Source organism: Bradyrhizobium sp. CIAT3101 (assembly GCF_029714945.1).
Classification (GTDB): Bacteria; Pseudomonadota; Alphaproteobacteria; order Rhizobiales; family Xanthobacteraceae; genus Bradyrhizobium.
In genome coordinates this window covers 42,467-65,231 of the sequence record NZ_CP121634.1, presented here as the reverse complement: position 1 = coordinate 65,231, position 22,765 = coordinate 42,467, and the positions used below count along the sequence as shown (strand labels likewise).

The following is a 22,765-nucleotide window of genomic DNA, read 5'->3' as shown; positions in this document are numbered from 1 at the left end:
TTAAAGTCAACTTCCCCTGATCGAAGGCGACGCTTAGAGTGGTTCTACCTGGTCAAAGGCGCGAGTTCGACGCCACCAGAGGAGGTATTCATGGACGACTCATCGAAGTGCCCGTTTTCGGGCGGAAAACCCACGCCGGTGAACCGCGACTGGTGGCCCACCAATCTCAGCATCGACATGCTGCACAAGAATTCAGGCCTGTCCGATCCGATGGGCGAGGCGTTCGACTATGCCAAGGAATTCAAGACGCTCGACCTGAACGCGGTCATCAAGGACCTGACCGCCCTGATGACGGATTCGCAGGAATGGTGGCCCGCCGACTTCGGTCACTATGGCGGCCTTATGATCCGCATGGCCTGGCACAGCGCGGGCACCTACCGCATCACCGACGGTCGTGGCGGTGCCGGTGCCGGTCAGCAGCGTTTCGCTCCGCTCAACAGCTGGCCCGATAACGCCAACCTCGACAAGGCGCGCCGGCTGCTCTGGCCGATCAAGCAGAAATACGGCCGCAAGATTTCCTGGGCCGATCTGATGGTGCTCGCCGGCAACGTCGCGCTGGAGTCGATGGGCTTCAAGACCTTCGGTTTTGCCGGTGGTCGCGCCGACGTCTGGGAGCCGGAAGAGCTCTATTGGGGTCCCGAAGGCACGTGGCTGGGCGATGAGCGCTACAGCGGCGAACGCCAGCTCGCCGAGCCGCTTGGCGCCGTGCAGATGGGCCTCATCTACGTCAACCCGGAAGGTCCGAACGGCAAGCCGGATCCGGTCGCCGCGGCCAAGGACATCCGCGAGACCTTCTTCCGCATGGCGATGAACGACGAAGAGACCGTCGCGCTGATCGCGGGCGGCCACTCCTTCGGCAAGACCCACGGCGCGGGCGATCCGTCGCTGGTCGGTCCGGAGCCGGAAGCGGGCGCGCTGGAAGATCAGGGCCTCGGCTGGAAGAGCAAGCACGCGTCGGGTCTGGCCGGTGATTCCATCACCAGCGGCCTCGAGGTGACCTGGACGACGACGCCGACGAAGTGGAGCAACAACTTCTTCGAGAACCTGTTCAACTACGAATGGGAGCTGACGAAGAGCCCGGGCGGTGCGAACCAGTGGACCGCCAAGGGTGCCGACGCGATCATTCCGGATCCGTTCGACAAGTCGAAGAAGCATCGCCCGACGATGCTGACGACCGACCTCTCGCTGCGCATGGATCCGGCCTACGAGAAGATCTCGCGTCGCTTCCTCGAAAACCCCGATCAGTTCGCGGACGCTTTCGCCCGCGCCTGGTTCAAGCTCACGCACCGCGACATGGGTCCGATCGTGCGCTACCTCGGCCCGCTGGTGCCGAAGGAGACGCTGATCTGGCAGGATCCGATCCCGGCGCTGAACCACGAGGTCGTCAGCGATCAGGACATCGCCTCGCTGAAGTCGAAGATCCTGGCTTCGGGCCTCTCGGTGTCGGAGCTGGTCTCGACCGCCTGGGCGTCGGCCTCGACGTTCCGCGGCTCGGACAAGCGCGGCGGCGCCAACGGTGCGCGCATCCGTCTTGCTCCGCAGAAGGACTGGGAAGTGAACCAGCCGGCCCAGCTCTCCAAGGTGCTCGGCAAGCTCGAAGCGATCCAGAAGGACTTCAACGCGGGCGCGAAGAAGGTCTCGCTCGCCGACCTGATCGTCCTCGGCGGTTCTGCCGCGGTCGAGAAGGCTGCGAAGGATGCCGGCGTCGATGTGAAGGTTGGCTTCACGCCGGGCCGCATGGATGCTTCGCAGGAGCAGACCGATGCCGCCTCCTTCGCACCGCTGGAGCCGCGGGCCGATGGTTTCCGCAACTATGTCAGCAAGAAGCATCAGTTCCTGAAGCAGGAAGAGGCGCTCGTCGATCGCGCGCAGCTTCTGAAGCTCTCGGGCCCCGAATTGACGGTGCTCGTCGGCGGCCTGCGCGTGCTCGGTGCCAATGCGAACGGTTCGAAGGCCGGCGTCTTCACCGCCAAGGTGGGCACGCTCTCCAACGACTACTTCGTCAACCTGCTCGACATGAGCACGCAGTGGACGCCGGTTGCCGACGGTTCCTACGAGGCCCGTGACCGCAAGACCAATGCGGTGAAGTGGACCGGCACGCGCGCCGATCTGATCTTCGGCTCGCACTCGCAGCTCCGCGCCTTCGCCGAGGTCTATGCCTCGTCGGATTCCAAGCAGCAGTTCGTGCAGGACTTTGCCAAGGCCTGGACCAAGGTGATGAACCTCGACCGGTTCGACCTCACGGCCTGAGGTTTAACACCTCTCCCCGCTGGGGAGAGGTGAAGAGCCAAGCGGACAGATTTGAACACAAACAAAAAGGGCGGCCGCGAGGCCGCCCTTCGTGTTTTGGGGTCGCGGAGCGATTACTCGCCGGCCGCTTCGCGCGGGGCCTTCTCGCCCTCGCCGCCCTTGTCCTTGCCTTCGAGGTCTTCGCCGGTGGTCTGGTCGACGACCTTCATCGACAGGCGGGTCTTGCCGCGATCGTCGAAGCCGAGCAGCTTGACCTTGACCTTGTCGCCTTCCTTGACGACGTCGGAGGTCTTCTGCACGCGCGCCGAGGCGAGCTGGCTGATGTGGACGAGACCGTCCTTGGAGCCGAAGAAGTTCACGAAGGCGCCGAACTCCATCACCTTGACGACGGTGCCGTCATAGATCTGGCCGACTTCCGGATCGGACGCGATCGACTTGATCCACTTGATCGCGGCCTTCATCGCCTCGCCGTCGGAGGAGGCGACCTTCACGGTGCCGTCGTCCTCGATGTTGACCTTGGCGCCGGTCTTCTCGACGATCTCGCGGATCACCTTGCCGCCGGTGCCGATCACTTCGCGGATCTTGTCGGTGGCGATCTTGAAGGTCTCGATGCGCGGCGCGTATTCGCCGAGCTCGGCGCGGGCGTTGGTCAGCGCCTTGGCCATCTCGCCGAGGATGTGGATGCGTCCGTCCTTGGCCTGGGCCAGGGCGACCTTCATGATCTCTTCGGTGATGCCCTCGATCTTGATGTCCATCTGGAGCGAGGTGATGCCCGCTTCCGTGCCGGCGACCTTGAAGTCCATGTCGCCGAGATGGTCTTCGTCACCGAGGATGTCCGAGAGAACCGCGAAGCGCTTGTCTTCGAGGATCAGGCCCATCGCGATGCCCGCGGTCGGCCGCTTTAACGGCACGCCGGCATCCATCAGCGCGAGCGAAGCGCCGCAGACCGAAGCCATCGAGGACGAACCGTTCGATTCGGTGATCTCCGACACCACGCGCGTGGTGTAGGGGAACTCGTGGTGCGGCGGTAGCACCGGATGGATCGCGCGCCAGGCAAGCTTGCCGTGGCCGATCTCGCGGCGCTTGGTGCCGCCGAGGCGACCGGTCTCACCGACCGAGTAGGGAGGGAAGTTGTAGTGCAGCAGGAACGTCTCTTTGTACGTTCCCGACAGCGCGTCGATGTACTGCTCGTCCTCGCCGGTGCCGAGCGTGGTCACGACCATCGCCTGGGTCTCGCCGCGGGTGAACAGCGCCGAACCGTGAGCGCGGGGCAGCACGCCGACTTCGGCGACGATGTTGCGAACGGTCTTGCTGTCACGGCCGTCGATGCGCTTGCCGGTGTCGAGGATGTTCCAGCGAACGATCTTCGCCTCGAGCTCCTTGAACACCGCGCTGATGCGCAGCTTGTCGTATTTCGGCTCCTGCCCTTCGGGGAAATAGTGGGCGATCACCTTTTCCTTGACCTTGCCGACCGCGGCGTAGCGATCCTGCTTGACCGGAATGGCGTAGGCGGAGCGCAGCTCCTGCTCGACGAGGCCGAGCATTTCCTTCTCGAGCGCGGAATTGTCGATGACGGTGACTTCGCGCGGCTCCTTGGCGGCCTTCTCGGCGAGCTCGATGATCGCGTTGATGACCGGCTGGAAGTGGCGGTGACCGAACATCACGGCGCCGAGCATGATGTCTTCGTTCAGCTCCTTGGCTTCCGATTCCACCATCAGGACGGCGTCGGCGGTGCCGGCGACGACCAGGTCGAGCTGGGTGTCGACCATCTCGTCGAGCGTCGGGTTGAGGATGAACTCGTCATTGGCGAAGCCGACGCGGGCGGCGCCGATCGGGCCCTTGAAGGGCGCGCCGGACAGGGTCAGCGCGGCCGAGGAGGCCACCAGCGCGACGATATCGGGATCGTTCTCCATGTCGTGCGACAGCACGGTGGCGATCACCTGGGTCTCGTTGCGCCAGCCGTCGACGAACAGCGGACGGATCGGACGGTCGATCAGGCGGGAGACCAGCGTCTCCTTCTCGGTCGGACGGCCCTCGCGCTTGAAATAGCCGCCGGGAATGCGGCCGGCTGCGTAGGTCTTTTCCTGGTAGTCGACGGTCAGCGGCAGGAAGTCGACGCCTTCACGCGGCGCCTTCGCGGCGACGACGGTGGCGAGCACCACGGTCTCGCCATAGGTGGCGATGACGGCGCCGTCGGCCTGGCGAGCGATCTTGCCGGTTTCGAGCTTGAGAGGGCGTCCGCCCCAGTCGATCTCGACTGAATGCTTATTGAACATAGAGGTCTTCTTTCATGGGTTCTCGAAAGAAGGGACGGCTCGAAAAACAAAAACCATGTCAAGATTGCAGGACGCTGATCGGAGCGGGCGATCAGCGTCCTGCGATCCTGCCATGGTTTTTGGATGTCGGATGGCGTCCATCCTTTCGGGGTCATACGGGCACCTTGCCCGTTGCGCCCAGCCGCCGGATTGCTGCTGGACTGTCAGTCAGCACGAACGCGAACACCGAACCGCGGTCTTCGCTGATCATGCCCCGGATGCGAAGCATCATTGGCCCGCACCGGACGCACGCGTGAGCCTCGATCAAAAACCTAAAAGCAAACGCTTTGGCTCGAACTCACGCGCAAAAACGCGCGCCGGTGGCGCGCGCAAGAGCTCTTAACGACGAATGTTGTGCTTCTCGAGCAGCGCCTTGTACCGCGCTTCGTCCCGCTTCTTGAGGTAGTCGAGGAGCGAGCGGCGGGTCGAGACCAGCTTCAAGAGGCCACGACGCGAATGGTTGTCCTTCACGTGGGTCTTGAAATGGTTGGTCAGGTTGTTGATGCGTTCCGACAGGATCGCGACCTGAACCTCCGGCGAGCCGGTGTCGCCGGCTTTGGTGGCATTCGTCTTGATGACTTCCGCTTTACGTTCTGCGGCAATCGACATCGTCAATTTCTCTCGTTGCGACCGGTTGAGGCAGTCAAGCCGGTCAGGTTGAACACACGCTTGGGGATGATTTCGCCGTTGCCGACTTCAGCAAGCGCCAAAAGACGGCCTGCCACCGTGACATAGACTGTGCCGCTACTTGTGGGCGCATCCCGTCCGCGCAACAAAACGGCCTGGCCCCGGTGGAGCCTTGCCGCATCAGCCCGAGTGACGGCCAGTGCCGGGATGTCGTCCAGCGCGGTCTCAACGGGCATCAGCGCGTCGGCGAGGCTTCCCTCACCGGACGCGGCTCTATCGCACAAAGCCTCCAGCTGATCCAGCGGAATCATGTCATTTTCGCCAAATGGGCCGACCAGGGTCCGTCGCAGCGCGCAGATATGGCCGAAAGTGCCGAGAATCCGGCCCATATCGCGGGCCAATGCCCGGACATAGGTTCCCTTGCCGCATTCGGCCTCGAACACGGCTCGGTCGTTATCTGGTTGATCCACAAGGGTTAAATGATGAATCTCGACCGGGCGGGGCGCCAGCTCCACGACCTCGCCATCGCGCGCGAGGTCATAGGCCCGCTCGCCCTGGACCTTGATCGCCGAATAGCGCGGCGGAACCTGCTCGATTACTCCGGTGAAACGGGGCAGCAGGGCTTCGATCGCCTCGCGGGTCGGGCGCTGGTCCGAGGTCGCAGTGACCTGGCCTTCGATGTCGTCGGTGTCGCGCTCTGCGCCCCAGCACACCGTGAAGCGGTAGCGCTTGCGGCCGTCCATGACGAAGGGAACCGTCTTGGTGGCTTCGCCGAGCGCGATCGGCAGGCCGCCCGAGGCGAGCGGGTCGAGCGTGCCGGCGTGGCCAGCACGCTTGGCGTTGAACAGACGCTTGAGCACGGCAACGGCCTGCGTCGAGGTCATCCCGATCGGCTTGTCGAGCACGACCCAGCCGTGCACGTCGCGCCGGTCGCGGCGCGGCTGATTGCCCTTCTGCTTGCCCGCGCGCGGATCGTTGTTGACCCGACGCGCCTCCTGATGCGGCTGAGCATTGCCGCCGACATCTGCAAAATTATTTTGCTGCATGTCGCGGGTATCGGCCTCGTCGCTGCCGATCGTGCCGTGAGCCGGGTCCATCATCATTGCTCTTCTTCCCGATCCGAATCCGGATCCTGTTCCAAATCCTTTTGCACCGCAGGCGTTCGCAAAAGCTTCTCGATCCGTTCCGCTTCGTCGAATCGTTCGTCGACGCGGAAACGAATATCAGGTGCAAATTTCAGGTTAACGCGCCGCGCGACTTCGCCGCGCAGGAATTTCTTGTTGCGATCGAGCGCAGTGATGACGAGCTCGGTATCGCGGCCACCAAGCGGCATCACGTAGATTGTCGCGAGCTTCAGGTCGGGCGACATCCGCACCTCCGGCACGGTGATGATGTGACCTTCGAGGTCCGCATCATGCACGCTGCCTTGCGCCAGAATCTCGGCTATCGCGTGGCGAACCTGCTCGCCGACGCGCAGCTGACGCTGCGAGCCGCCGGGCGCGGAACTTTTCTTCTGATGATGGCGCGGCATAGTCGAAAATCACCTCGTCGTGCCCGCGTATGGGACACGAGCATTGTCATTTGTCCTGCTGGAACGAATGGGGCGTGGATGGCCGGAAAAAATCCGGCCATCTCACTCCCGCTATTTCAGTTCAAAAAGATCCGGGCGCTTCGGTAAGATTTGGACTTACAGGGAGCGCTGGATCGTCTCCACGCGATAACACTCGATCACGTCACCGGCACGCATGTCGTGATAGTTCTCGAAGGCCATGCCGCATTCCTGACCGGACTGGACTTCCTTCACTTCGTCCTTGAAGCGCTTCAGCGTCGACAGCTTGCCTTCGTGCACGACGACGTTGTCGCGGATCAGGCGCACATTGGCGCCGCGTTCCACGGTGCCGTCGGTGACGCGGCAGCCGGCAACCTTGCCGACCTTGGAGATGTTGAAGATCTCCAGGATCTCGGCGTTGCCCAGCATGGTTTCGCGCAAGGTCGGCGCGAGCAGACCGCTCATCGCCTTCTTCACGTCGTCCACGAGGTCGTAGATGATGTTGTAGTAGCGGATCTCGATGCCGTTGCGCTTGGCAGCCGCGGCAGCTTCCTTGTTCGCACGGACCGAGAAGCCGATGATCGCGGCGTTGAAGCCTTCCGCGAGCGTCACGTCGGATTCCGAGATACCGCCGACGCCGGCATGCAGGATGCGGGCGGCGACTTCGTCGGTGCCGAGCTTCTCGAGCGAGCCGAGGATCGCTTCCAGGGAGCCCTGCACGTCGGCCTTGACGATCAGCGGGAATTCCTTGCGGCCCGCCGTCTTCAACTGCGACATCATCTGCTCGAGCGAGCCGCGCATGCCGGAGATCGAGGCAGCCGCGTTCTCGCGCTTCTGGTGCGCGCGGTAGCTGGTGACCTGGCGGGCGCGGGCTTCGTTCTCGACCACCGCGAGACGATCGCCGGCTTCCGGCGGACCGTTGAAGCCGAGCACTTCGACCGGCACCGAGGGACCGGCTTCCTGCACCGTCTCGCCCTGATCGGAGATCAGCGCGCGGACACGGCCCATTTCGGCGCCGGCGACGATGATGTCACCGACACGCAGCGTGCCGCGCTGGACCAGCACGGTCGCGACCGGGCCACGGCCGCGATCGAGCTTGGCTTCGATCACGGTGCCTTCGGCCGGACGCTCCGAATTGGTCTTGAGGTCGAGGATTTCGGCCTGGAGCGCGATCATCTCGAGCAGCTTGTCGAGATTGGTCTTGTTCTTGGCGGACACTTCGACGTCGACGACATCGCCGCCGAACGATTCCACCTGCACCTCGTGCTGGAGCAGCTCGGTGCGCACGCGCTCGGGCTTGGCATCGGGCTTGTCGATCTTGTTGATGGCAACGATGATCGGCACCCGCGCCGCCTTGGCGTGGTTGATGGCTTCGATCGTCTGCGGCATCACGCCGTCATCGGCCGCGACCACCAGCACGACGATGTCGGTGACCTTGGCGCCGCGGGCGCGCATCGCGGTGAACGCGGCGTGGCCGGGCGTGTCGATGAAGGTGATCTTCTTGCCGCTCTCGGGCGAGACGACCTGATAGGCGCCGATATGCTGGGTGATGCCGCCGGCTTCGCCGGACACCACGTTGGCATGGCGGAGCGCGTCGAGCAGCGAGGTCTTGCCGTGGTCGACGTGGCCCATGACGGTGACGACCGGAGAGCGGGTCTCGGTGTCGGTGGAATCGTCGACGGCGTCGAACAGGCCTTCTTCAACGTCGGACGCGGCAACGCGCTTGACGGTGTGGCCGAGCTCTTCGGCGATCAGCTGCGCGGTGTCGGCATCGATCACGTCGGTGATCTTGTGCATCGCGCCCTGCTTCATCAGCATGCGGATGACGTCGACCGCGCGCTCGGCCATGCGGTTGGCGAGCTCCTGAATGGTGATCGCTTCCGGAATGATCACCTCGCGGATCAGCTTTTCCTTCGGCTCGTTCGAGACGTGGCCCTTCAGGCGCTGGGTGCGGCGGCGGAACGAGGCGATCGAGCGCTCGCGCACTTCGTCGGCATTGAGCGCGGTGACGACGGTCAGTCGGCCGCGCTCCTTCTGCGGGCCAGGCTTATGAGTCGGCTTGGGCGCGACCACAGGACGCGCGGCGCCGCCGGGACCGCGACGGATCTGGCGCGGACCGTCATCTTCGTCGGGGCCGGCTGCGACACCGGGCGCACGAGCTGCTGGGACACCCTGCCGCGGCGCGGTAGTTGCCGGACGGGCGGTCGTCGTTGCCGCAGGCCGCGCCGTGGTCGGCGCGGGGCGCGGAGCGCTGGTCGCCGGGGCGGCCGCTGCAGCGGGACGCGCGGCAGCCGGCTGCTCGCCTTCGCCAAAGCGCTTCTTGGCTTCGGTCTCGGCCTTGCGCTTGGCTTCGTCCTCGTGACGGTGACGCTCCTCCTCGGCCTTGCGGCGGGATTCGGCGGCTTCGCGCTCGGCGCGTTCGGCAGCCTCGCGAACCGAGCGGCGCTGGGCCTCTTCCTCGGCCTGGCGGCGCTCTTCGACTTCGCGCACCTTGGCGTCCGCGAGCGCGCTGGCGCGAGCGGAACGTTCGTCCTCGGTCAGCGTGCGCAGCACGACGCCGGAGCCGGCGTTGCGCGGCGGCGCCGGGCGCGACGGGGCGGGCGCAGGGGCAGCGGGCGCCGGCTTTGCAACAACCGTCGGTGCCTGTGGCTCAGGGGTGCCGTCGATACGGCGCTTGCCACGCTTCTCGACCACGACCTGCTTGCTGCGGCCATGGCTGAAGCTCTGGCGCACAGTGCCCGTTTCGACGCGCGGCTTGAGCGATAGCGTCTTGCTCGGAACGCTCAGCTTCTTGTCGTCAGGGGTCTTGGTATCAACCATTCAGCAGTCCTAATCCTGATTTATCAGTGTTGTGCGTTGCCGCACCGTCTTATCGGGTCGTCGTTATCTTCAGAAATCCTGGCCGGGCTTTTCGGCAGTCTTGTCAGCGTCCGCCATCCGGTATCGGACCAGCATCTGGCTACGTGACAGGAATGACTTGCTCGCCGGGCCCGCGAGCAGGGCAGCATGTATCACATTTGACCGGGTAAGTGCCAAATCCAATTCTATCGATTTCAGGGCCGTAACGACGGGAATCTGCGGCTCGGCACCGCGATTTCCGGCATTTTGACGCGCCAGCATGTCCAATTTGCGGATTCCGTCCGCGGCCCCGTCGCTGGCGTGGATCAGGACCTCGACCGTACCTTCCCGCAGGGCGCTCTCGACCTTGCCGAAGCCGGCAACGATCTGGCCCGCCTTGGCGGCAATCCCAAGGGCCTCGGTCACGCTCCGAACCAGGAGCGCATCGATGTCGTCGGGAAGCGTCGGGGGAATGCGCAGGTCGCGCTTGAAGGCTTTGGTAAATTGGTGACGACGGACGGCTTCCGCAACCACCCGTCGCGATGCCGTGACCCACATGCCCCGTCCGGGCAGTTTGCGCTTGAGATCGGGAACTATGTCGCCTTGCGGCGATACGACGAAGCGGATCAGCTCGTCGATCGGCCGGATCTCGCGGCTGACAGCGCACATGCGCATGGTCGCGGACCTTTCGGCCCGCGGTCCATGGTCAAGGTCGGTGTCAGTGCTGGCAAGCATCCGGGCGACATTCTCCTTTTCCCTTAAGCCGGCTGATCTTCGGTCGCGTCGGCCTCTTCGGCTGGCTTGGCGAGGTCAGCCTCGGTGATCCAGCCGGCCTTGACGCGGGCCTGCATGATCATGGCTTCCGCATCGTCGCGCGAGATGCCGAGGCCGTCGAGCGCGCCGGCGAACTTGGTCTGCTCGCCGCCTTCCTTGCGCTCGGTCCAGCCGACCAGATCGTCGGTGGCGCAGCCGGCGAGGTCCTCGACCGTCTTGATGTCGTTCTCGCCGAACTTCACCAGCATCTTCGAGGTGACGCCGGGCACGTCCTTCACGGCGTCCTCGACGCCGAGTTCCTTGCGGCGGGCCTCGATCTCGGCTTCCTGCTGATCGAGATATTCGCGGGCGCGGTTCTGGAGTTCCTGTGCGGTCTCCTCGTCGAAACCCTCGATCCCGGCGAGCTCCTTGAGGTCCACCATCGCGAGTTCCTCGACCGAGGTGAAGCCTTCGGAGGCGAGCAGCTGGCCAACCACCTCGTCGACATTGAGCGATTCCATGAAGACGCGGGTGGAGTTCTCGAAGTCGGCCTGGCGGCGCTCCGATTCCTCCTGCTCGGTCAGGATGTCGATGTCCCAACCGGTGAGCTGCGAGGCGAGGCGGACGTTCTGGCCGCGGCGGCCGATCGCCAGCGAAAGCTGGTTGTTGGTGTCGGGCACCACGACCTCGATGCGCTCGCGGTCCTCGTCGATGACGACCTTGGAGACTTCGGCCGGCGCCAGCGCGTTGACCACGAAGGTCGCGATGTCGGGCGACCAGGGAATGATGTCGATCTTCTCGCCCTGCAGTTCGTTCACCACGGCCTGCACACGCGAGCCGCGCATACCGACGCAGGCGCCGACCGGATCGACCGAGGAATCGCGGGAAATCACGCCGATTTTCGCGCGCGAGCCCGGATCGCGGGCCACCGCCTTGATCTCGACGATGCCGTCATAGATCTCCGGCACTTCCTGCGCGAACAGCTTCGCCATGAACTGCGGATGGGTGCGGGACAGGAAGATCTGGGGACCGCGGGTCTCGCGGCGGACGTCGAAGATGTAGGCGCGGACGCGGTCGCCGTTGCGGAACACTTCGCGCGGCAGCATCTCGTCGCGGCGGATGATCGCTTCGCCGCGGCCGAGATCGACGATCACGCTGCCGTATTCGACGCGCTTGACGACGCCGTTGACGATGTCGCCGATGCGGTCCTTGAATTCCTGATACTGCCGGTCACGCTCGGCCTCGCGCACCTTCTGCACGATCACCTGCTTGGCCGACTGCGCGGCGATGCGGCCGTATTCGAGCGGCGGCAGGGTGTCGGCAATGGTGTCGCCGACCTGGGCGCCGGGATTGGCGCGCTGAGCGTCGACCAGCGAAATCTGGTTGGAATGATTTTCGACCTTGTCGACCACCAGCATGTGGCGCGACAGCCGCAGCTCGCCCTTCTTCGGGTCGATCTCGGCGTGAACGTCAGTCTCGCTGCCGTAACGGGCCCGCGCAGCCTTGGCGATGGCATCTTCCATCGCCGCGATGACGATGCCGCGGTCGATCGATTTCTCGCGGGCGACGGCGTCGGCGATCTGGAGCAATTCAAGTCGATTGGCGCTGACTGCCATGGCTAATCTCCTTCGTCAGGCTCGATCTCGCCGCGTCGCGCGCGCTCGGCGGCAAGGCGATGTTTCTTGGTATTGGTCGGGGCCGGCTTCTTTTGCTTTTGCGGCTTGGTGTTCTTGGTGGTTTTTTCGCTGATTTTCGCGTGCGCCGGCTGCGGCGGCTCAATGCCGAGATCCCTGCGCATCTGGCGCTCCTCGGCCTTGCCGCGGCGCATGGATTCAGCGATCAGCTCATCGGTCAGCACCAACCGTGCCTCGCCGATATCCTCCATCGTCAGGAGCACGTCGGCATCGTCGCTTGCCTTGGCGTCGTCGCGATGCAGGTGCACGCGGTCGCCTTCGACGGCACCGAGGGTGCCACGGAACCGCTTGCGCCCCTCATGGGCGACCGCCATGTCGATCTTCACCAGATGGCCGGAATAGCGCTCGAAATCGGAGCGGCGCACCAGCGGACGGTCGATCCCCGGCGAGGAGATTTCCAGCCGATAGGCGCGATCGATGGGGTCGGCGACGTCGAGCACCGGCGACAGGGCGCGCGAGATCGCCTCGCAATCCTCGAGCTGCATCGAGCCGTCCGGCCGCTCGGCCATGATCTGCACGGTGCAGCCGGCTTCGCCGGAAATGCGGATCCGCACCAGGCGATAACCCATGCCCTCGAGCACGGGAGCGGCGACCGCAGACACCCGCGCCGCCGCGCCCGGCTCGACCACGAGCCTCGGCTCGGCAAGCAACTCGGCATCGGTGGAACCAGTGTTCGGTTCGGTCATGGCAGGGGTCAAGGCGCTCGATAGTCTCGATGGTTAAGGCTTGGTTAAAACGTCAAAGCCCGCTTCGGAACTTTCCCGACACTCCGTCGGGCCGCATCTTCCGCCAAGCCGCGTTCAGGTAATAAAAAAGAGCGGGTCCTTTCGGGCCCACTCTCACTACGCGGATCGTATGAGAAGATGAATTGGCGCTGATATAGCCCTTTCCGCCTGCCCGGACAAGGCCCATCGCAGCCGGATGCGGGCTTTTTGCGCCCCGGCAGGCCCCCCTGGGAGCGCCGACAGGCGCCCCAAAGAGCAACGCTTCTTTCATGAAGCGGGCCTAAATTTCCCGGTTGTGGGGCGGCTTGAGCCTATGGCGCGCCCACGGCGTGCCAGATTTCGAGTTGCGTTTCATGACCGTTGCCACGTCGCTCATTCCCGGACTGGACGATATCGTCAAACGCGGCGATCCCCGGCGTCGTGGCGAGATCGCAAACGCGATCGCAGCGCTGTTCTTTCAGGACGCCTCGAGACTCCGTCCAGAGCTCATCGATCTCTTCGACAATCTCCTGATCGATCTCGTCCCGCATGCGGAGCTCGCCTCGCGCGTCGATCTCGCCGAGCGCTTCTCGCGGCTGGACAACGCGCCGCGTCATCTGGTCGGCCAGCTCGCGCGTGAAAATGAAATCCTGGTGGCGGCCCCGGTGCTGCGCCGGTCTCCGGTGCTCGATGAAGCCGCGCTCGTCGAGATCGCCCGGCTCAAGGGCCAGGGCCATCTCCTGGCAATGACGGAACGGCCGACCCTGTCCGCCGAGATCACCGACGTGCTGGTTGAGCGAGGCGATCGCGACGTGGTGCGTCGTGCCGCCGGCAACGCCGGCGCGATCTTCTCACCCGGCGGCTATTCGGAGCTGATCAAGCGCGCGAGCCAGGATGGCGTGCTGACGCTCAAGATCGGCCAGCGCGAAGATCTCTCCGGCGAGCATCTCAAGGAGCTCCTGGACGGCACGCTCGACGTCATTCGTCGTCGCCTGTCCAGCGTGGTCAATCCGGCGCGCCAGGTCGAGATCAAGCGCGCCATGGCTTCGATCGAGGAAGCTGCGCTGCCGCCCGGCCCGCGGCGCGATTTCTCCGCCGCGCAACGCACGGTGCTTGGCCTGCATCGCGGCGGCCATCTCGGCGAAAGCGCGCTGCTTGGTTTTGCCAAGGCGCACAAATACGAGGAATCGGTCGCCACGCTCTCGGCGATGGCCGGCGTCAGGCTTTCGATGCTCGATCGCCTGATCGCGGGCGACCGCTATGATCCGATCCTGATCCTCGGCCGTGTCCTGAATCTCGGCTGGCCCACGGTGCGCGCGCTGATCCTGATGTGGTACGGGCCGCATCGCATGCCGGCCGATGCCGATCTCGAGCAGGCGCGCACGAATTTCACCCGCCTGATGCCGGCGACCGCCGAGCGCGTCGTGAATTTCTGGCGCAACCGCCGAACGATCTAGCTTCTGCGAAATCGCAAATACGCCGCCTTGCGTCCCTCGCGCGCGGCCTTACGTCCGTAGCGCGTCATGGTGTAGCCTTCCCAGGGCTGACGGAAATCGTCGGCGCGTTCCGCAAGCCACTGAAAGTCCGGCGCGCGCGCGAGATGCGATAGCGTCCAGGCACAGTAATCGTCTATGTCGCAGACGAAACGGAATTCACCGCCCGGCTTCAGCACGCGTGCCATTGCGACGATCGTGCGGTCCTGAACGAAGCGCCGCTTCCAGTGCCGCCGCTTCGGCCACGGATCGGGGTGGATCAGATCGATCCGCGACAGCGAGGCGTCCGGCAGCCAGGCCAGCAGCTCGGCGGCATCGCCGGCGAACAGGCGGATGTTGGCGATGTTGGCGGCCTCGATCTGCGCGAGGATCTTGGCCATGCCGTTGACATAGGGCTCGCAGCCGATGAAGCCGGTCGTCGTGAAGTTCTGCGCTTCGGCGGCGAGATGTTCGCCGCCGCCGAAGCCGATCTCGAGCCGTACATCCTCGGCTGTGGGATCGAAGATCTCGGCGGCGTTCGCCGGCCTCTCCGTCGTGATGTCGAGCGAAAGATGCGGCAGCAGATGATCGACCAGCTCGGCCTGGTGTTGCCTGAGCTTGTGGCCCTTGCGCCGTCCGAAGAATGCGCGCTCGTCGTTCGCGCGATCGGGGTCTGATTTGCGTTCGCTCATCGCAGTGTCTGGTACAGGCGGTGCAGCAGCCGCGCGCGCGGCTCGAGCGAGGACACGTAGAGCTGCTCATAATGGGTGTGCGCGCCCTTGCCGTCGACGCCGAGCCCGTCGAGCGTGCCGGTATGCGGCGCGGTGAAATTGCCATCCGAGCCGCCGCCGGTGTGGGTGTCGATCAGCTCGAAGCCGAGCTCCGCGGCGAGCGCCTTGGCGTGCTCGTAAAGTGAGGCGCCCGCATTGCCCTTCTCGTAAGGAGGACGGTTGAGCTCGCCGGTGACGGTGACGGTCACGCCGTCGGTCTTCGATGTCAGTCCGAGGATCTTGCCGACGAATTCGTCGGCATCGTTGGAGCTCGGCACGCGCAGGTCGACTTCGGCATAGGCCTCTTCCGGCGTGACGTTGGGCCGCGTGCCGCCGCGCACCACGCCGACATTGACGGTGACGCCGCGCTTCAGATCGTTCATCGCTTCCAGCGTCTGGATGACGTTGGCGAGCTCGCGCACCGCGCTGCGGCCGTCTTCGGGCCGCGAGCCGGCATGGGCGGGCACTCCCTTGATGTAAACCTTGAATCGCCCGACGCCCTTGCGTCCGGTGACGATCTTGCCGCCGTCGCGCGCCGGCTCCGTCACCAGCACGTATTTGGCCTTGCGCCCTTCGGCCTCGATGAGCGCGCGCGAGGTCGGGCTGCCGATCTCCTCGTCGGAGGTGAACATGTGGGTGATGCCGAGCGGCGGACGGTCGGGCTTTGCGCAAAGCTCGCGAAAGGCGTGATAGGCGATGTAGGCGCCGCCCTTCATGTCGTAGATGCCGGGACCGAACGCGCTGTCGCCGTCGACCTTGAACGGCAGACGTTCGATGAAGCCCATGGGATGAACGGTGTCGAGATGGCTGAGCACCAGGATACCGGGCCGGTCCTGACCCCAGGTCGAACGCACCACGAGATGATCGCCGCAGCCATCAACGCCGGCGACGCGTTCGAGCGTGACGGGCAGATCGCGGTAATGATCGGCAACCACGGAGACCAGCCGGTTGACCTGGTCAGGCACTTCCGTCGGCGTCTCGATCTCCACCCAGCGGCGGATACCAGCGAGAATAGTTTGGGAATCGAACGAGTTGGAGTTCGCCATGAACGTATCTGTGCCTTCGAATCGCATCATCTTGGCGGAGGCGACGCAAAGCGCACCCGCAAATGACGACATAGGCCAGATTTGGCGCAGTCTCAAATCGGAATGAGTTGGCGCCTCAGCGCTTGTCCGGGCCTTCGCGGGCGGCGATCTGCTCGACGAGATCGACGATCGAACGGCGCAGCTTCGAATCGGTGATTCGGGTGAACGCCTTGGTCAGCGCGAGCCCTTCGGAGGTCGCGAGGAAGTCGGAGACGTAAGAGGGCGATGCACCTTCCGCGAAGCCGTCGGGGCCGGCGACGCCGCTCGGTCCGCCCTCGAACAGGAACGACACCGGCACCTGCAGAATCTCGGCGATCTGCTGGATTCGGCTCGCGCCGACGCGGTTCGTGCCCTTCTCGTACTTCTGAATCTGCTGGAAAGTCAGGCCCAAAGCTTCACCGAGCTTCTCCTGACTCATGCCCAACATGATGCGGCGCATGCGCACGCGACTGCCGACATATTTGTCAACAGGGTTGGGCGCTTTCGACATTTCCTCAGCCCTCCAAACACCACCGTCGGCGCAATGAATGTATTGCCTCAGGTGACAGCGACGTCAAAACTTCACCCTGATTGGGGAAACATTGCGGAGAAATTTAGCAATGCACCGCTGTCTTGTGCAGCCGGTGCAGAATGGGGAGCCCGCGTGCAGTCTGTCAACCGTGGGACTGCGGTTGTCAAAAGTTTCCGGCCGCCTCGCCGGAAACCGCTAGCGACCGCGCGATCAGGGGTGCCGTTTGGCAACACGCCGTCGCACCGCCAAAATCACAGCCAGCGCGACGAGCATGGCTGCGGGGATGTCACCGACTCTCGCATAGATGGTGGGCGGGATTGCGGTCGGCAGGCTTGCATCCAAAATGCCTTCGATGCCTAGACCGAGGCTGGCCACCGTGCGTCCGACAGGATCGACTACGGCCGAGATGCCGGTATTGGCGGAGCGGACCAGCGGCAGTCCGAGCTCGATGGCGCGCATCCGCGCCTGCTCCAGATGTTGGTACGGACCGGTCGAGATGCCGAACCAGCCGTCATTGGTGAGGTTCACCATCCAGCCCGGGCGCTCGTCGCGCGTCCCGACTTCACCGGGGAAAATCGCCTCGTAGCAGATCGACGGCAGCGCGGACGGTGCCCCCGGTATCGGCAGCACGTGGCGCACCGTGCCGGGAATGAAGCCGCCGCGCATCCGCGTCAGTTGCTCGAAGCCGAGCTTCTCCATCAGCCCCTGGTAGGGAAGGAATTCGCCGAACGGAACGAGGTGCAGCTTGTCGTAGACCGCGAGCACGCTGCCGTCGTGATCGATCACGTAGATCGAATTGTAGGCCCGCGTGATCGGCGTGCCCGGCGGCACATCGGGGGCGCGAACCGATCCGGTGATCAGTACAGTGCCCTTGGGCAGCAGTTCGGCGATCTCAGCCATCGCGTCGGCTTCGCGGGTCAGGAAGAACGGAAAGGCGGATTCCGGCCAGATCAGAATCGTGGCCGCGCTCACGCCGGTTGATTGCGGTCCGGAGGCGCGGTCCGACAGCGCAAGATATTTCTTCATGACCTCCGCCTTGGCGGAGTAGTTGAACTTCAGGTCCTGCTGCAGGTTCGGTTGCATCAGGCGCAATTTGGTACCCGCAACCATCGTGGTCGGATGCAGCGCCATGCGGATGGCGCCGAAGAGTCCCATCACGACCAGCAGCGCAACGGCCGCCGCCGGCACGCGCCAGGCGAGGCGACGATCGCGTGTGCGGTCGATCAGCACCGCAGGGCTCGCGAAGATCGCAACCGTGAGGAACGTCATGCCCCACTGGCCGATCAGCGAGGCGGTCTGCGCCAGCGCCAGCGGCTCCGACAGCGCATAACCGAACGCGTTCCAGGGGAAGCCCGTGAGCACGTGTCCGCGCAACCATTCGCCGACGGTAAGGCTTGCCGCGAGCGCGAGAATGCGGGTGGCATCCTTGGTCCAGAGCAGGCGCGCCAGCGCGAAGCCGATCGCGGTGAAAATGGAGAGATAGGCCGGCAGGCCCAGCACGGCGAACGGCGTCAGCCAGGCGAACACATCGGCGTCGACGAAGAAGGCGATGCCGATCCAGTAGAGGCCGGGGACGAAATAGCCGAGCCCGAACCAGTAGCCGGTCAGCGCGGCAGCGGGGACGCCGCCATACCGCCCGGCCCCGGCGCCATCGATCAGCCAGACCATCACGGGAAAGGTGATGAACAGCACCGGAAAGAAATTGAACGGGGCCAGCGCCAGCACCGACAGCGCACCACACGCCATGGCCAGCAGCGCGCGCTTCCATCCCCAGGTCAGGATGATGGCAAGCGCAATCTGTCGAAGTCGTTGGAATGCCGTCACTGCGGGCCGGTCCCGTCGGCTGGCGGCGGGGTCGGCGTGTCGCTGGCCGGCGGCTGGCCGCTCTCGGGCGCGGCCTCGCGGCGGCGGCTCTCGCGCTGGGTGCGGGGCGCGGGGCGTTCCTTCCGCGTCGAGATGCGCAGCCGCTTGACGCGGCGCGGATCGGCATCGAGCACCTCGACCTCGTAATGGCCCGGGCCCGAGATCACCTCGCCGCGCACCGGCAGGCGCCCGACGAAGCTGACGAGGTAGCCGCCGAGCGTCTCGACTTCCTCGCCGGCCTCGCCGGTGACGAAGTCCTCGCCGATCACGGTGCGCACGTCGTCGAGGCTGGCGCGGGCATCGGCGATGAAGGCGTTGTCGGGCAGCCGCACGATCGACGGCGGCTCGTCGCTGTCATGCTCGTCGTCGATTTCGCCGACGATCTGCTCGACGATATCCTCGAGCGACACCAGCCCGTCGCTGCCGCCATATTCGTCGACGACCAGCGCCAGGTGAACGCGCGTCGCCTGCATCTGCGCGAGCAGGTCGATCGCCCGCATCGACGGCGGCACATAGAGCAGTTTGCGGATGATGCGCGCGTCGTGCAGCGGCAATGCGAGATCGACGGCGCGCAAATCGAGCCCGGCCGGCAGCGGCTTCTTGCGCTTGGTCTTGGTGGCCTCCGACACGCGCGCACGCACGGTCATGAAGGCGAGCAGGTCGCGGATGTGGACGATGCCGACGGGGTCGTCGAGCGTCTCGTTGTAGACCACGAGGCGCGAGTGGCCGGCGCTCTCGAAGCGGTCCATCAATTCGCCGAGCGGGATGTCGCGCTTCACCGCGATGATGTCGGCACGATGCACCATGACGTCGGCGATGCGGCGCTCGTGCAGGCCGAGGATGTTGCGCAGCATGGTGCGCTCGACCGCGGAGAAGCCGGTGTCGTCGGGCGTGGTCGCATCGAGCACGACCTGGAGATCGTCGCGCACCGATCCCGCCTTCCAGCCGAACAGCGTGCGGATGGCGCGCAGCAGCCAGCCGTCCGCCGTCGGACGCAGCACTTCGCCGGGCGCGACCACGGCCGGCAGATTGGCCGTGTTGCGCGGATTGTCGTGAGTAGGCTCTGAATCCGGCATCTCAGTGCGTCCCCGCGCGGTCTGCATAGGGATCGGGGATGCCGAGGTGAGCCAGGATCTCGGTTTCGAGCGCTTCCATCTCTTCAGCGTCGTCGTCGTTCTCGTGATCGTAGCCGATCAGATGCAGGAAACCATGCACCGCGAGATGGCTCAAATGATGATCGAACGGCTTGTGTTCCTCGTCCGCCTCGCGCCGCATGGTCTCGTAGGCGATCGCGATGTCGCCGAGCATGCGCGGCGCATCGCCCGGCTTCCATTCGCCCTCCGGCTGGAGCGCGGGGAATGACAGCACGTTGGTCGGCTTGTCCATGCCGCGCCAGTTGCTGTTCAGCGTGCGGATGCCGGCATCATCGGTCAGCATCACAGCCACTTCCGCGTCGGCAACGTCTTCGTCGACGGATTCGGCGGCGGCCGCAACGGCGCGCTGGATCACGGCTTCGGCGTCAGGTTCGCCTTGCCAGCAATCGGCGACGACGAGGACCTCGGTCATGGGAAGATTGGGATGTGACATTGTCTTTGTTCGGAACGAAAGGGCGCTTCGTCCGCGCCCGTCGGGTCCGGCTGTTGTCCCGTCAGGATTTACCGGCGGCCGGCCGCTGCGGCTGCCCTTCATAGGCAGAGACGATCCGCGCCACGAGCTCGTGGCGGATCACGTCCTCGGCTTTGAAATGAACTTGCGCAATGCCTTCGACGCCATCGAGCAGGCGCGTCGCCTCCGCCAGACCCGAGGTCTGGCCGTTCGGCAAATCGATCTGCGAGGGATCGCCTGTCACGATCATGCGGCTGTTCTCGCCAAGACGGGTCAGGAACATCTTCATCTGCATCGACGTCGTGTTCTGCGCCTCGTCGAGGATGATCGCGGCGTTGGTCAGCGTGCGGCCGCGCATGAAGGCGAGCGGCGCGATCTCGATCTCGCCGGTCTGCAGTGCGCGCTCGACGATGCGCGCATCCATCAGGTCATAAAGCGCGTCGTAGATCGGGCGCAGATAGGGATCGACCTTCTCGCGAAGGTCGCCGGGCAGGAAGCCGAGCCGCTCGCCGGCTTCGACCGCCGGACGCGACAGGATGATCTTGTCGACCTCCTTGCGCTCGAACAATTGCGCGGCATGCGCGACCGCGAGCCAGGTCTTGCCGGTGCCGGCGGGGCCGATGCCGAACACGAGCTCATGGCGCTTCAGCGCGCGGATGTAGGAGTCCTGCGCGGCCGTGCGTGCGCGCACCGGGCGTTTGCGCAGATTGATGCTGTCGAAGGCCGACTTCGCCGACTTGGCGTCGAACTCGAACAGGGAGCCCTGGGCGATGACGGCGCGGATCGCGCCTTCGACCTCGCCCTGGTCGACATCCTGCCCCTTCACGGCGTGCGCGTAGAGCGTCTCCAGCACGCGGCGCGCTGCGTCGCAGCCGTCGCGGGTGCCGCCGATGGTGATGTGATTGCCCTTGGAGTCCACCACGACGCCGAGCCGCCGTTCGATCTGCGCCAGGTTCTGGCCATAAGGGCCGACCAGCGCGGATGCGGCGCGGTTGTCGTCGAAGTCTATGACGACCTGGGTCTCGGGCGGAACTTGCATGTCGCGGTCAAATTTGCGGCTGGGAGCGATAGAAGACGAATCCGATGCGCTTTTGGGCAAGGGTTCAGGCTCCGGTGGCGATGGATGATAAAGCGGGCTCGCGCGCATTGCGTGGCGTCGCGAGCTCGCCGAGGAAACTGTAGCGCTCGAGGCTGTCGATCCGCACCGGAAGGATCTGTCCGATGATATCGGGCGAGGCCATTACATGAGCAGGCTGAAGGAAGGCGGTGCGGCCGACGATCTGGCCGTCCTTGCGCGCCGGACGTTCGAACAGCACGTCGACCGTTGAGCCAATCGCAGCCTTGTTGAAGGCCGATTGCTGGCTGTCGATCAATTCCTGGAGCCGCTCCAATCGCTGGTCCATCTCGGCGGGGGACACCGTCTCCTGCATATCCGCGGCCGGCGTTCCCGGCCGGGCGGAGTATTTGAACGAATATGCCGCAGCGTAGCCGATTTGCGTGACAAGCGCGAGTGTGGCGAGAAAATCTTGCTCGCTCTCGCCGGGGAAGCCGACGATAAAATCTGATGAAAAAGCAATGTCTTGGCGCGCCGACCGGAAACGGTCGATGACTCGCCGATAATCATCGGCGGTATGTTTCCGGTTCATGGCGGCCAGGATCCGGTCCGAGCCCGACTGCACCGGCAGGTGCACGAACGGCATCAGCGCATCGAGATCGCGATGGGCCGCAATCAGGCCGTCGTCGACGTCGCGGGGGTGGCTGGTCGAGTAGCGCAACCGCGCGACGCCGGGAATCTGCGCCAGGCGCTCCAGCAATTGGCCGAGTCCCCAGCTTTTCCCGTCCGGTCCGTCGCCGTGATAGGCGTTGACGTTCTGGCCGATCAGCGTGAGCTCGCGCACGCCGTTGTCGGCGAGGCGCTTCACGTCGTCGACGATCTTCGTCACGGGGCGCGAGACTTCCGAGCCCCGCGTGTAGGGCACGACGCAGAACGTGCAAAACTTGTCGCAGCCTTCCTGCACCGTGACGAAAGCGGAAATGCCGCGTGCGCGAATCGCATCGGGCCTGGGCTGGGCGAGGAAGCCGAATTTGTCGGCCGCCGGAAACTCGGTCTCGATCGCGCGGCCTTCATGACCGGCGCGCTTCAACAGCTCGGGCAAATGATGATAGCTCTGCGGACCGACCACGACGTCGACCGTGGGCGCGCGACGCACGATCTCCTCGCCTTCAGCCTGCGCGACGCAGCCTGCCACCGCGATCTGCATGGCGCGGCCCTCGCGCGCGGCCTCGTCCTTGGCGACGCGCAACCGGCCGAGCTCGGAATAGACCTTTTCGGAGGCCTTCTCGCGGATGTGGCAGGTGTTGAGGATGACGAGGTCGGCGTCCTCGGCGTTGGCCGTCTCCACGAATCCTTCCGGAGCCAGCGTGTCCACCATGCGCTGGGCATCGTAGACGTTCATCTGGCAACCATATGATTTGATGTGCAGCTTGCGCGGCGGCGTCATGGAACCCGGAATTGAGGTGGAGGACGGCCCTCAAATATAGGCTGAGGGCTCGAAAATCCAGCGATTGGGGAGTACTCGGGTCGCCATTCTAGGACGTGCGCGCAAATCGAGGTTCCGCCGAAGCTTGCGGATTTTGAGCAATGTCCGTCATACCTTGGCCAGATGGTCAACCGAGGGTAGGGGTGACGCAACTTAACCTACTACAACTCAAGGAGAAAATCGACCGCA

18 protein-coding genes are annotated in these 22,765 nt (G+C 64.8%); 2 read left to right on the top strand and 16 right to left on the bottom strand.

Annotation, left to right across the window (positions count from 1 at the left end; genetic code table 11):
- The first annotated feature begins 90 nt into the window (after positions 1–90).
- On the top strand, positions 91–2,250 hold the full coding sequence (katG, locus tag QA645_RS00265) for a catalase/peroxidase HPI (RefSeq protein ID WP_283047387.1): 2,160 nt from the start codon (positions 91–93) through the stop codon (positions 2,248–2,250).
- Between the two features lie 113 nt (positions 2,251–2,363).
- Here the strand turns inward: katG and pnp are convergent, their stop codons facing one another.
- The 8 genes from pnp to rimP form a co-directional block, all read right to left on the bottom strand.
- On the bottom strand, positions 2,364–4,526 hold the full coding sequence (gene pnp, locus QA645_RS00260; protein ID WP_283047385.1) for a polyribonucleotide nucleotidyltransferase: 2,163 nt from the start codon (positions 4,524–4,526) through the stop codon (positions 2,364–2,366).
- Between the two features lie 378 nt (positions 4,527–4,904).
- Entirely contained in the window at positions 4,905–5,174 is a 270-nt protein-coding gene (rpsO, locus tag QA645_RS00255) for a 30S ribosomal protein S15 (RefSeq protein WP_018644188.1), read from the bottom strand.
- Positions 5,175–5,176: 2 nt separating this feature from the next.
- Positions 5,177–6,295, bottom strand: coding sequence for a tRNA pseudouridine(55) synthase TruB (gene truB / locus QA645_RS00250; protein WP_254127155.1), 1,119 nt, complete (start codon positions 6,293–6,295; stop codon positions 5,177–5,179).
- Positions 6,292–6,723, bottom strand: a complete 432-nt coding sequence (gene rbfA / locus QA645_RS00245) for a 30S ribosome-binding factor RbfA (protein ID WP_212328080.1) — start codon at positions 6,721–6,723, stop codon at positions 6,292–6,294. Before rbfA ends, truB begins: the two co-directional genes overlap by 4 nt.
- 156 nt (positions 6,724–6,879) lie before the next feature.
- Positions 6,880–9,561, bottom strand: a complete 2,682-nt coding sequence (gene infB, locus QA645_RS00240; protein ID WP_254127153.1) for a translation initiation factor IF-2 — start codon at positions 9,559–9,561, stop codon at positions 6,880–6,882.
- Positions 9,562–9,630: 69 nt separating this feature from the next.
- A complete protein-coding gene (locus QA645_RS00235) occupies positions 9,631–10,314 on the bottom strand; it encodes an RNA-binding protein (protein ID WP_254127151.1) in 684 nt (227 codons plus the stop codon).
- 23 nt (positions 10,315–10,337) lie between these two features.
- Positions 10,338–11,948 (bottom strand): transcription termination factor NusA, encoded by a 1,611-nt coding sequence (gene nusA / locus QA645_RS00230; RefSeq protein WP_254127149.1) that lies wholly within the window; start codon positions 11,946–11,948, stop codon positions 10,338–10,340.
- A gap of 2 nt (positions 11,949–11,950) precedes the next feature.
- The gene (gene rimP / locus QA645_RS00225) at positions 11,951–12,712 is read right to left on the bottom strand and encodes a ribosome maturation factor RimP (RefSeq protein WP_254127147.1); all 762 of its coding nucleotides are present in this window, start codon (positions 12,710–12,712) and stop codon (positions 11,951–11,953) included.
- 392 nt (positions 12,713–13,104) lie between these two features.
- Between rimP and QA645_RS00220 the strand changes: the two genes are divergently transcribed.
- Positions 13,105–14,187 carry a DUF2336 domain-containing protein gene (locus QA645_RS00220; protein ID WP_254127145.1) on the top strand — a complete coding sequence of 361 codons (1,083 nt, stop codon included), beginning with the start codon at positions 13,105–13,107 and terminating at the stop codon, positions 14,185–14,187.
- On the opposite strand, the gene trmB is transcribed toward QA645_RS00220, so the two are convergent.
- The 8 genes from trmB to miaB all read right to left on the bottom strand — a co-directional run bounded on the left by trmB (position 14,184) and on the right by miaB (position 22,537).
- A complete protein-coding gene (gene trmB, locus QA645_RS00215; RefSeq protein ID WP_283047381.1) occupies positions 14,184–14,894 on the bottom strand; it encodes a tRNA (guanosine(46)-N7)-methyltransferase TrmB in 711 nt (236 codons plus the stop codon). The two genes, QA645_RS00220 and trmB, sit on opposite strands and share 4 nt — an antisense overlap.
- Complete coding sequence (locus QA645_RS00210) at positions 14,891–16,048, bottom strand: M20 family metallopeptidase (protein WP_283053615.1); 1,158 nt, start codon at positions 16,046–16,048, stop codon at positions 14,891–14,893. Before QA645_RS00210 ends, trmB begins: the two co-directional genes overlap by 4 nt.
- A gap of 85 nt (positions 16,049–16,133) precedes the next feature.
- Positions 16,134–16,547 (bottom strand): helix-turn-helix transcriptional regulator, encoded by a 414-nt coding sequence (locus QA645_RS00205; protein ID WP_057746952.1) that lies wholly within the window; start codon positions 16,545–16,547, stop codon positions 16,134–16,136.
- Between the two features lie 231 nt (positions 16,548–16,778).
- The gene (gene lnt / locus QA645_RS00200) at positions 16,779–18,392 is read right to left on the bottom strand and encodes an apolipoprotein N-acyltransferase (protein WP_283047380.1); all 1,614 of its coding nucleotides are present in this window, start codon (positions 18,390–18,392) and stop codon (positions 16,779–16,781) included.
- Entirely contained in the window at positions 18,389–19,507 is a 1,119-nt protein-coding gene (locus tag QA645_RS00195; protein ID WP_254127132.1) for a hemolysin family protein, read from the bottom strand. Before QA645_RS00195 ends, lnt begins: the two co-directional genes overlap by 4 nt.
- 1 nt (position 19,508) lies before the next feature.
- Positions 19,509–19,997, bottom strand: coding sequence for an rRNA maturation RNase YbeY (ybeY, locus tag QA645_RS00190; RefSeq protein ID WP_283047379.1), 489 nt, complete (start codon positions 19,995–19,997; stop codon positions 19,509–19,511).
- Between the two features lie 82 nt (positions 19,998–20,079).
- The gene (locus QA645_RS00185; protein ID WP_254127130.1) at positions 20,080–21,075 is read right to left on the bottom strand and encodes a PhoH family protein; all 996 of its coding nucleotides are present in this window, start codon (positions 21,073–21,075) and stop codon (positions 20,080–20,082) included.
- Positions 21,076–21,139: 64 nt separating this feature from the next.
- Positions 21,140–22,537, bottom strand: a complete 1,398-nt coding sequence (gene miaB, locus QA645_RS00180) for a tRNA (N6-isopentenyl adenosine(37)-C2)-methylthiotransferase MiaB (protein WP_283047376.1) — start codon at positions 22,535–22,537, stop codon at positions 21,140–21,142.
- Positions 22,538–22,765: the final 228 nt, after the last annotated feature.

What these genes read in the sequence shown, in the direction of transcription:
- katG (WP_283047387.1), top strand. Translation starts at nt 91, where the DNA reads ATGGACGACTCATCGAAGTGCCCGTTTTCGGGCGGAAAACCCACGCCG.
- pnp (WP_283047385.1), bottom strand. Translation starts at nt 4,526, where the DNA reads ATGTTCAATAAGCATTCAGTCGAGATCGACTGGGGCGGACGCCCTCTC.
- rpsO (WP_018644188.1), bottom strand. Translation starts at nt 5,174, where the DNA reads ATGTCGATTGCCGCAGAACGTAAAGCGGAAGTCATCAAGACGAATGCC.
- truB (WP_254127155.1), bottom strand. Translation starts at nt 6,295, where the DNA reads ATGATGATGGACCCGGCTCACGGCACGATCGGCAGCGACGAGGCCGAT.
- rbfA (WP_212328080.1), bottom strand. Translation starts at nt 6,723, where the DNA reads ATGCCGCGCCATCATCAGAAGAAAAGTTCCGCGCCCGGCGGCTCGCAG.
- infB (WP_254127153.1), bottom strand. Translation starts at nt 9,561, where the DNA reads ATGGTTGATACCAAGACCCCTGACGACAAGAAGCTGAGCGTTCCGAGC.
- QA645_RS00235 (WP_254127151.1), bottom strand. Translation starts at nt 10,314, where the DNA reads ATGCTTGCCAGCACTGACACCGACCTTGACCATGGACCGCGGGCCGAA.
- nusA (WP_254127149.1), bottom strand. Translation starts at nt 11,948, where the DNA reads ATGGCAGTCAGCGCCAATCGACTTGAATTGCTCCAGATCGCCGACGCC.
- rimP (WP_254127147.1), bottom strand. Translation starts at nt 12,712, where the DNA reads ATGACCGAACCGAACACTGGTTCCACCGATGCCGAGTTGCTTGCCGAG.
- QA645_RS00220 (WP_254127145.1), top strand. Translation starts at nt 13,105, where the DNA reads ATGACCGTTGCCACGTCGCTCATTCCCGGACTGGACGATATCGTCAAA.
- trmB (WP_283047381.1), bottom strand. Translation starts at nt 14,894, where the DNA reads ATGAGCGAACGCAAATCAGACCCCGATCGCGCGAACGACGAGCGCGCA.
- QA645_RS00210 (WP_283053615.1), bottom strand. Translation starts at nt 16,048, where the DNA reads ATGATGCGATTCGAAGGCACAGATACGTTCATGGCGAACTCCAACTCG.
- QA645_RS00205 (WP_057746952.1), bottom strand. Translation starts at nt 16,547, where the DNA reads ATGTCGAAAGCGCCCAACCCTGTTGACAAATATGTCGGCAGTCGCGTG.
- QA645_RS00195 (WP_254127132.1), bottom strand. Translation starts at nt 19,507, where the DNA reads ATGCCGGATTCAGAGCCTACTCACGACAATCCGCGCAACACGGCCAAT.
- ybeY (WP_283047379.1), bottom strand. Translation starts at nt 19,997, where the DNA reads ATGACCGAGGTCCTCGTCGTCGCCGATTGCTGGCAAGGCGAACCTGAC.
- QA645_RS00185 (WP_254127130.1), bottom strand. Translation starts at nt 21,075, where the DNA reads ATGCAAGTTCCGCCCGAGACCCAGGTCGTCATAGACTTCGACGACAAC.
- miaB (WP_283047376.1), bottom strand. Translation starts at nt 22,537, where the DNA reads ATGACGCCGCCGCGCAAGCTGCACATCAAATCATATGGTTGCCAGATG.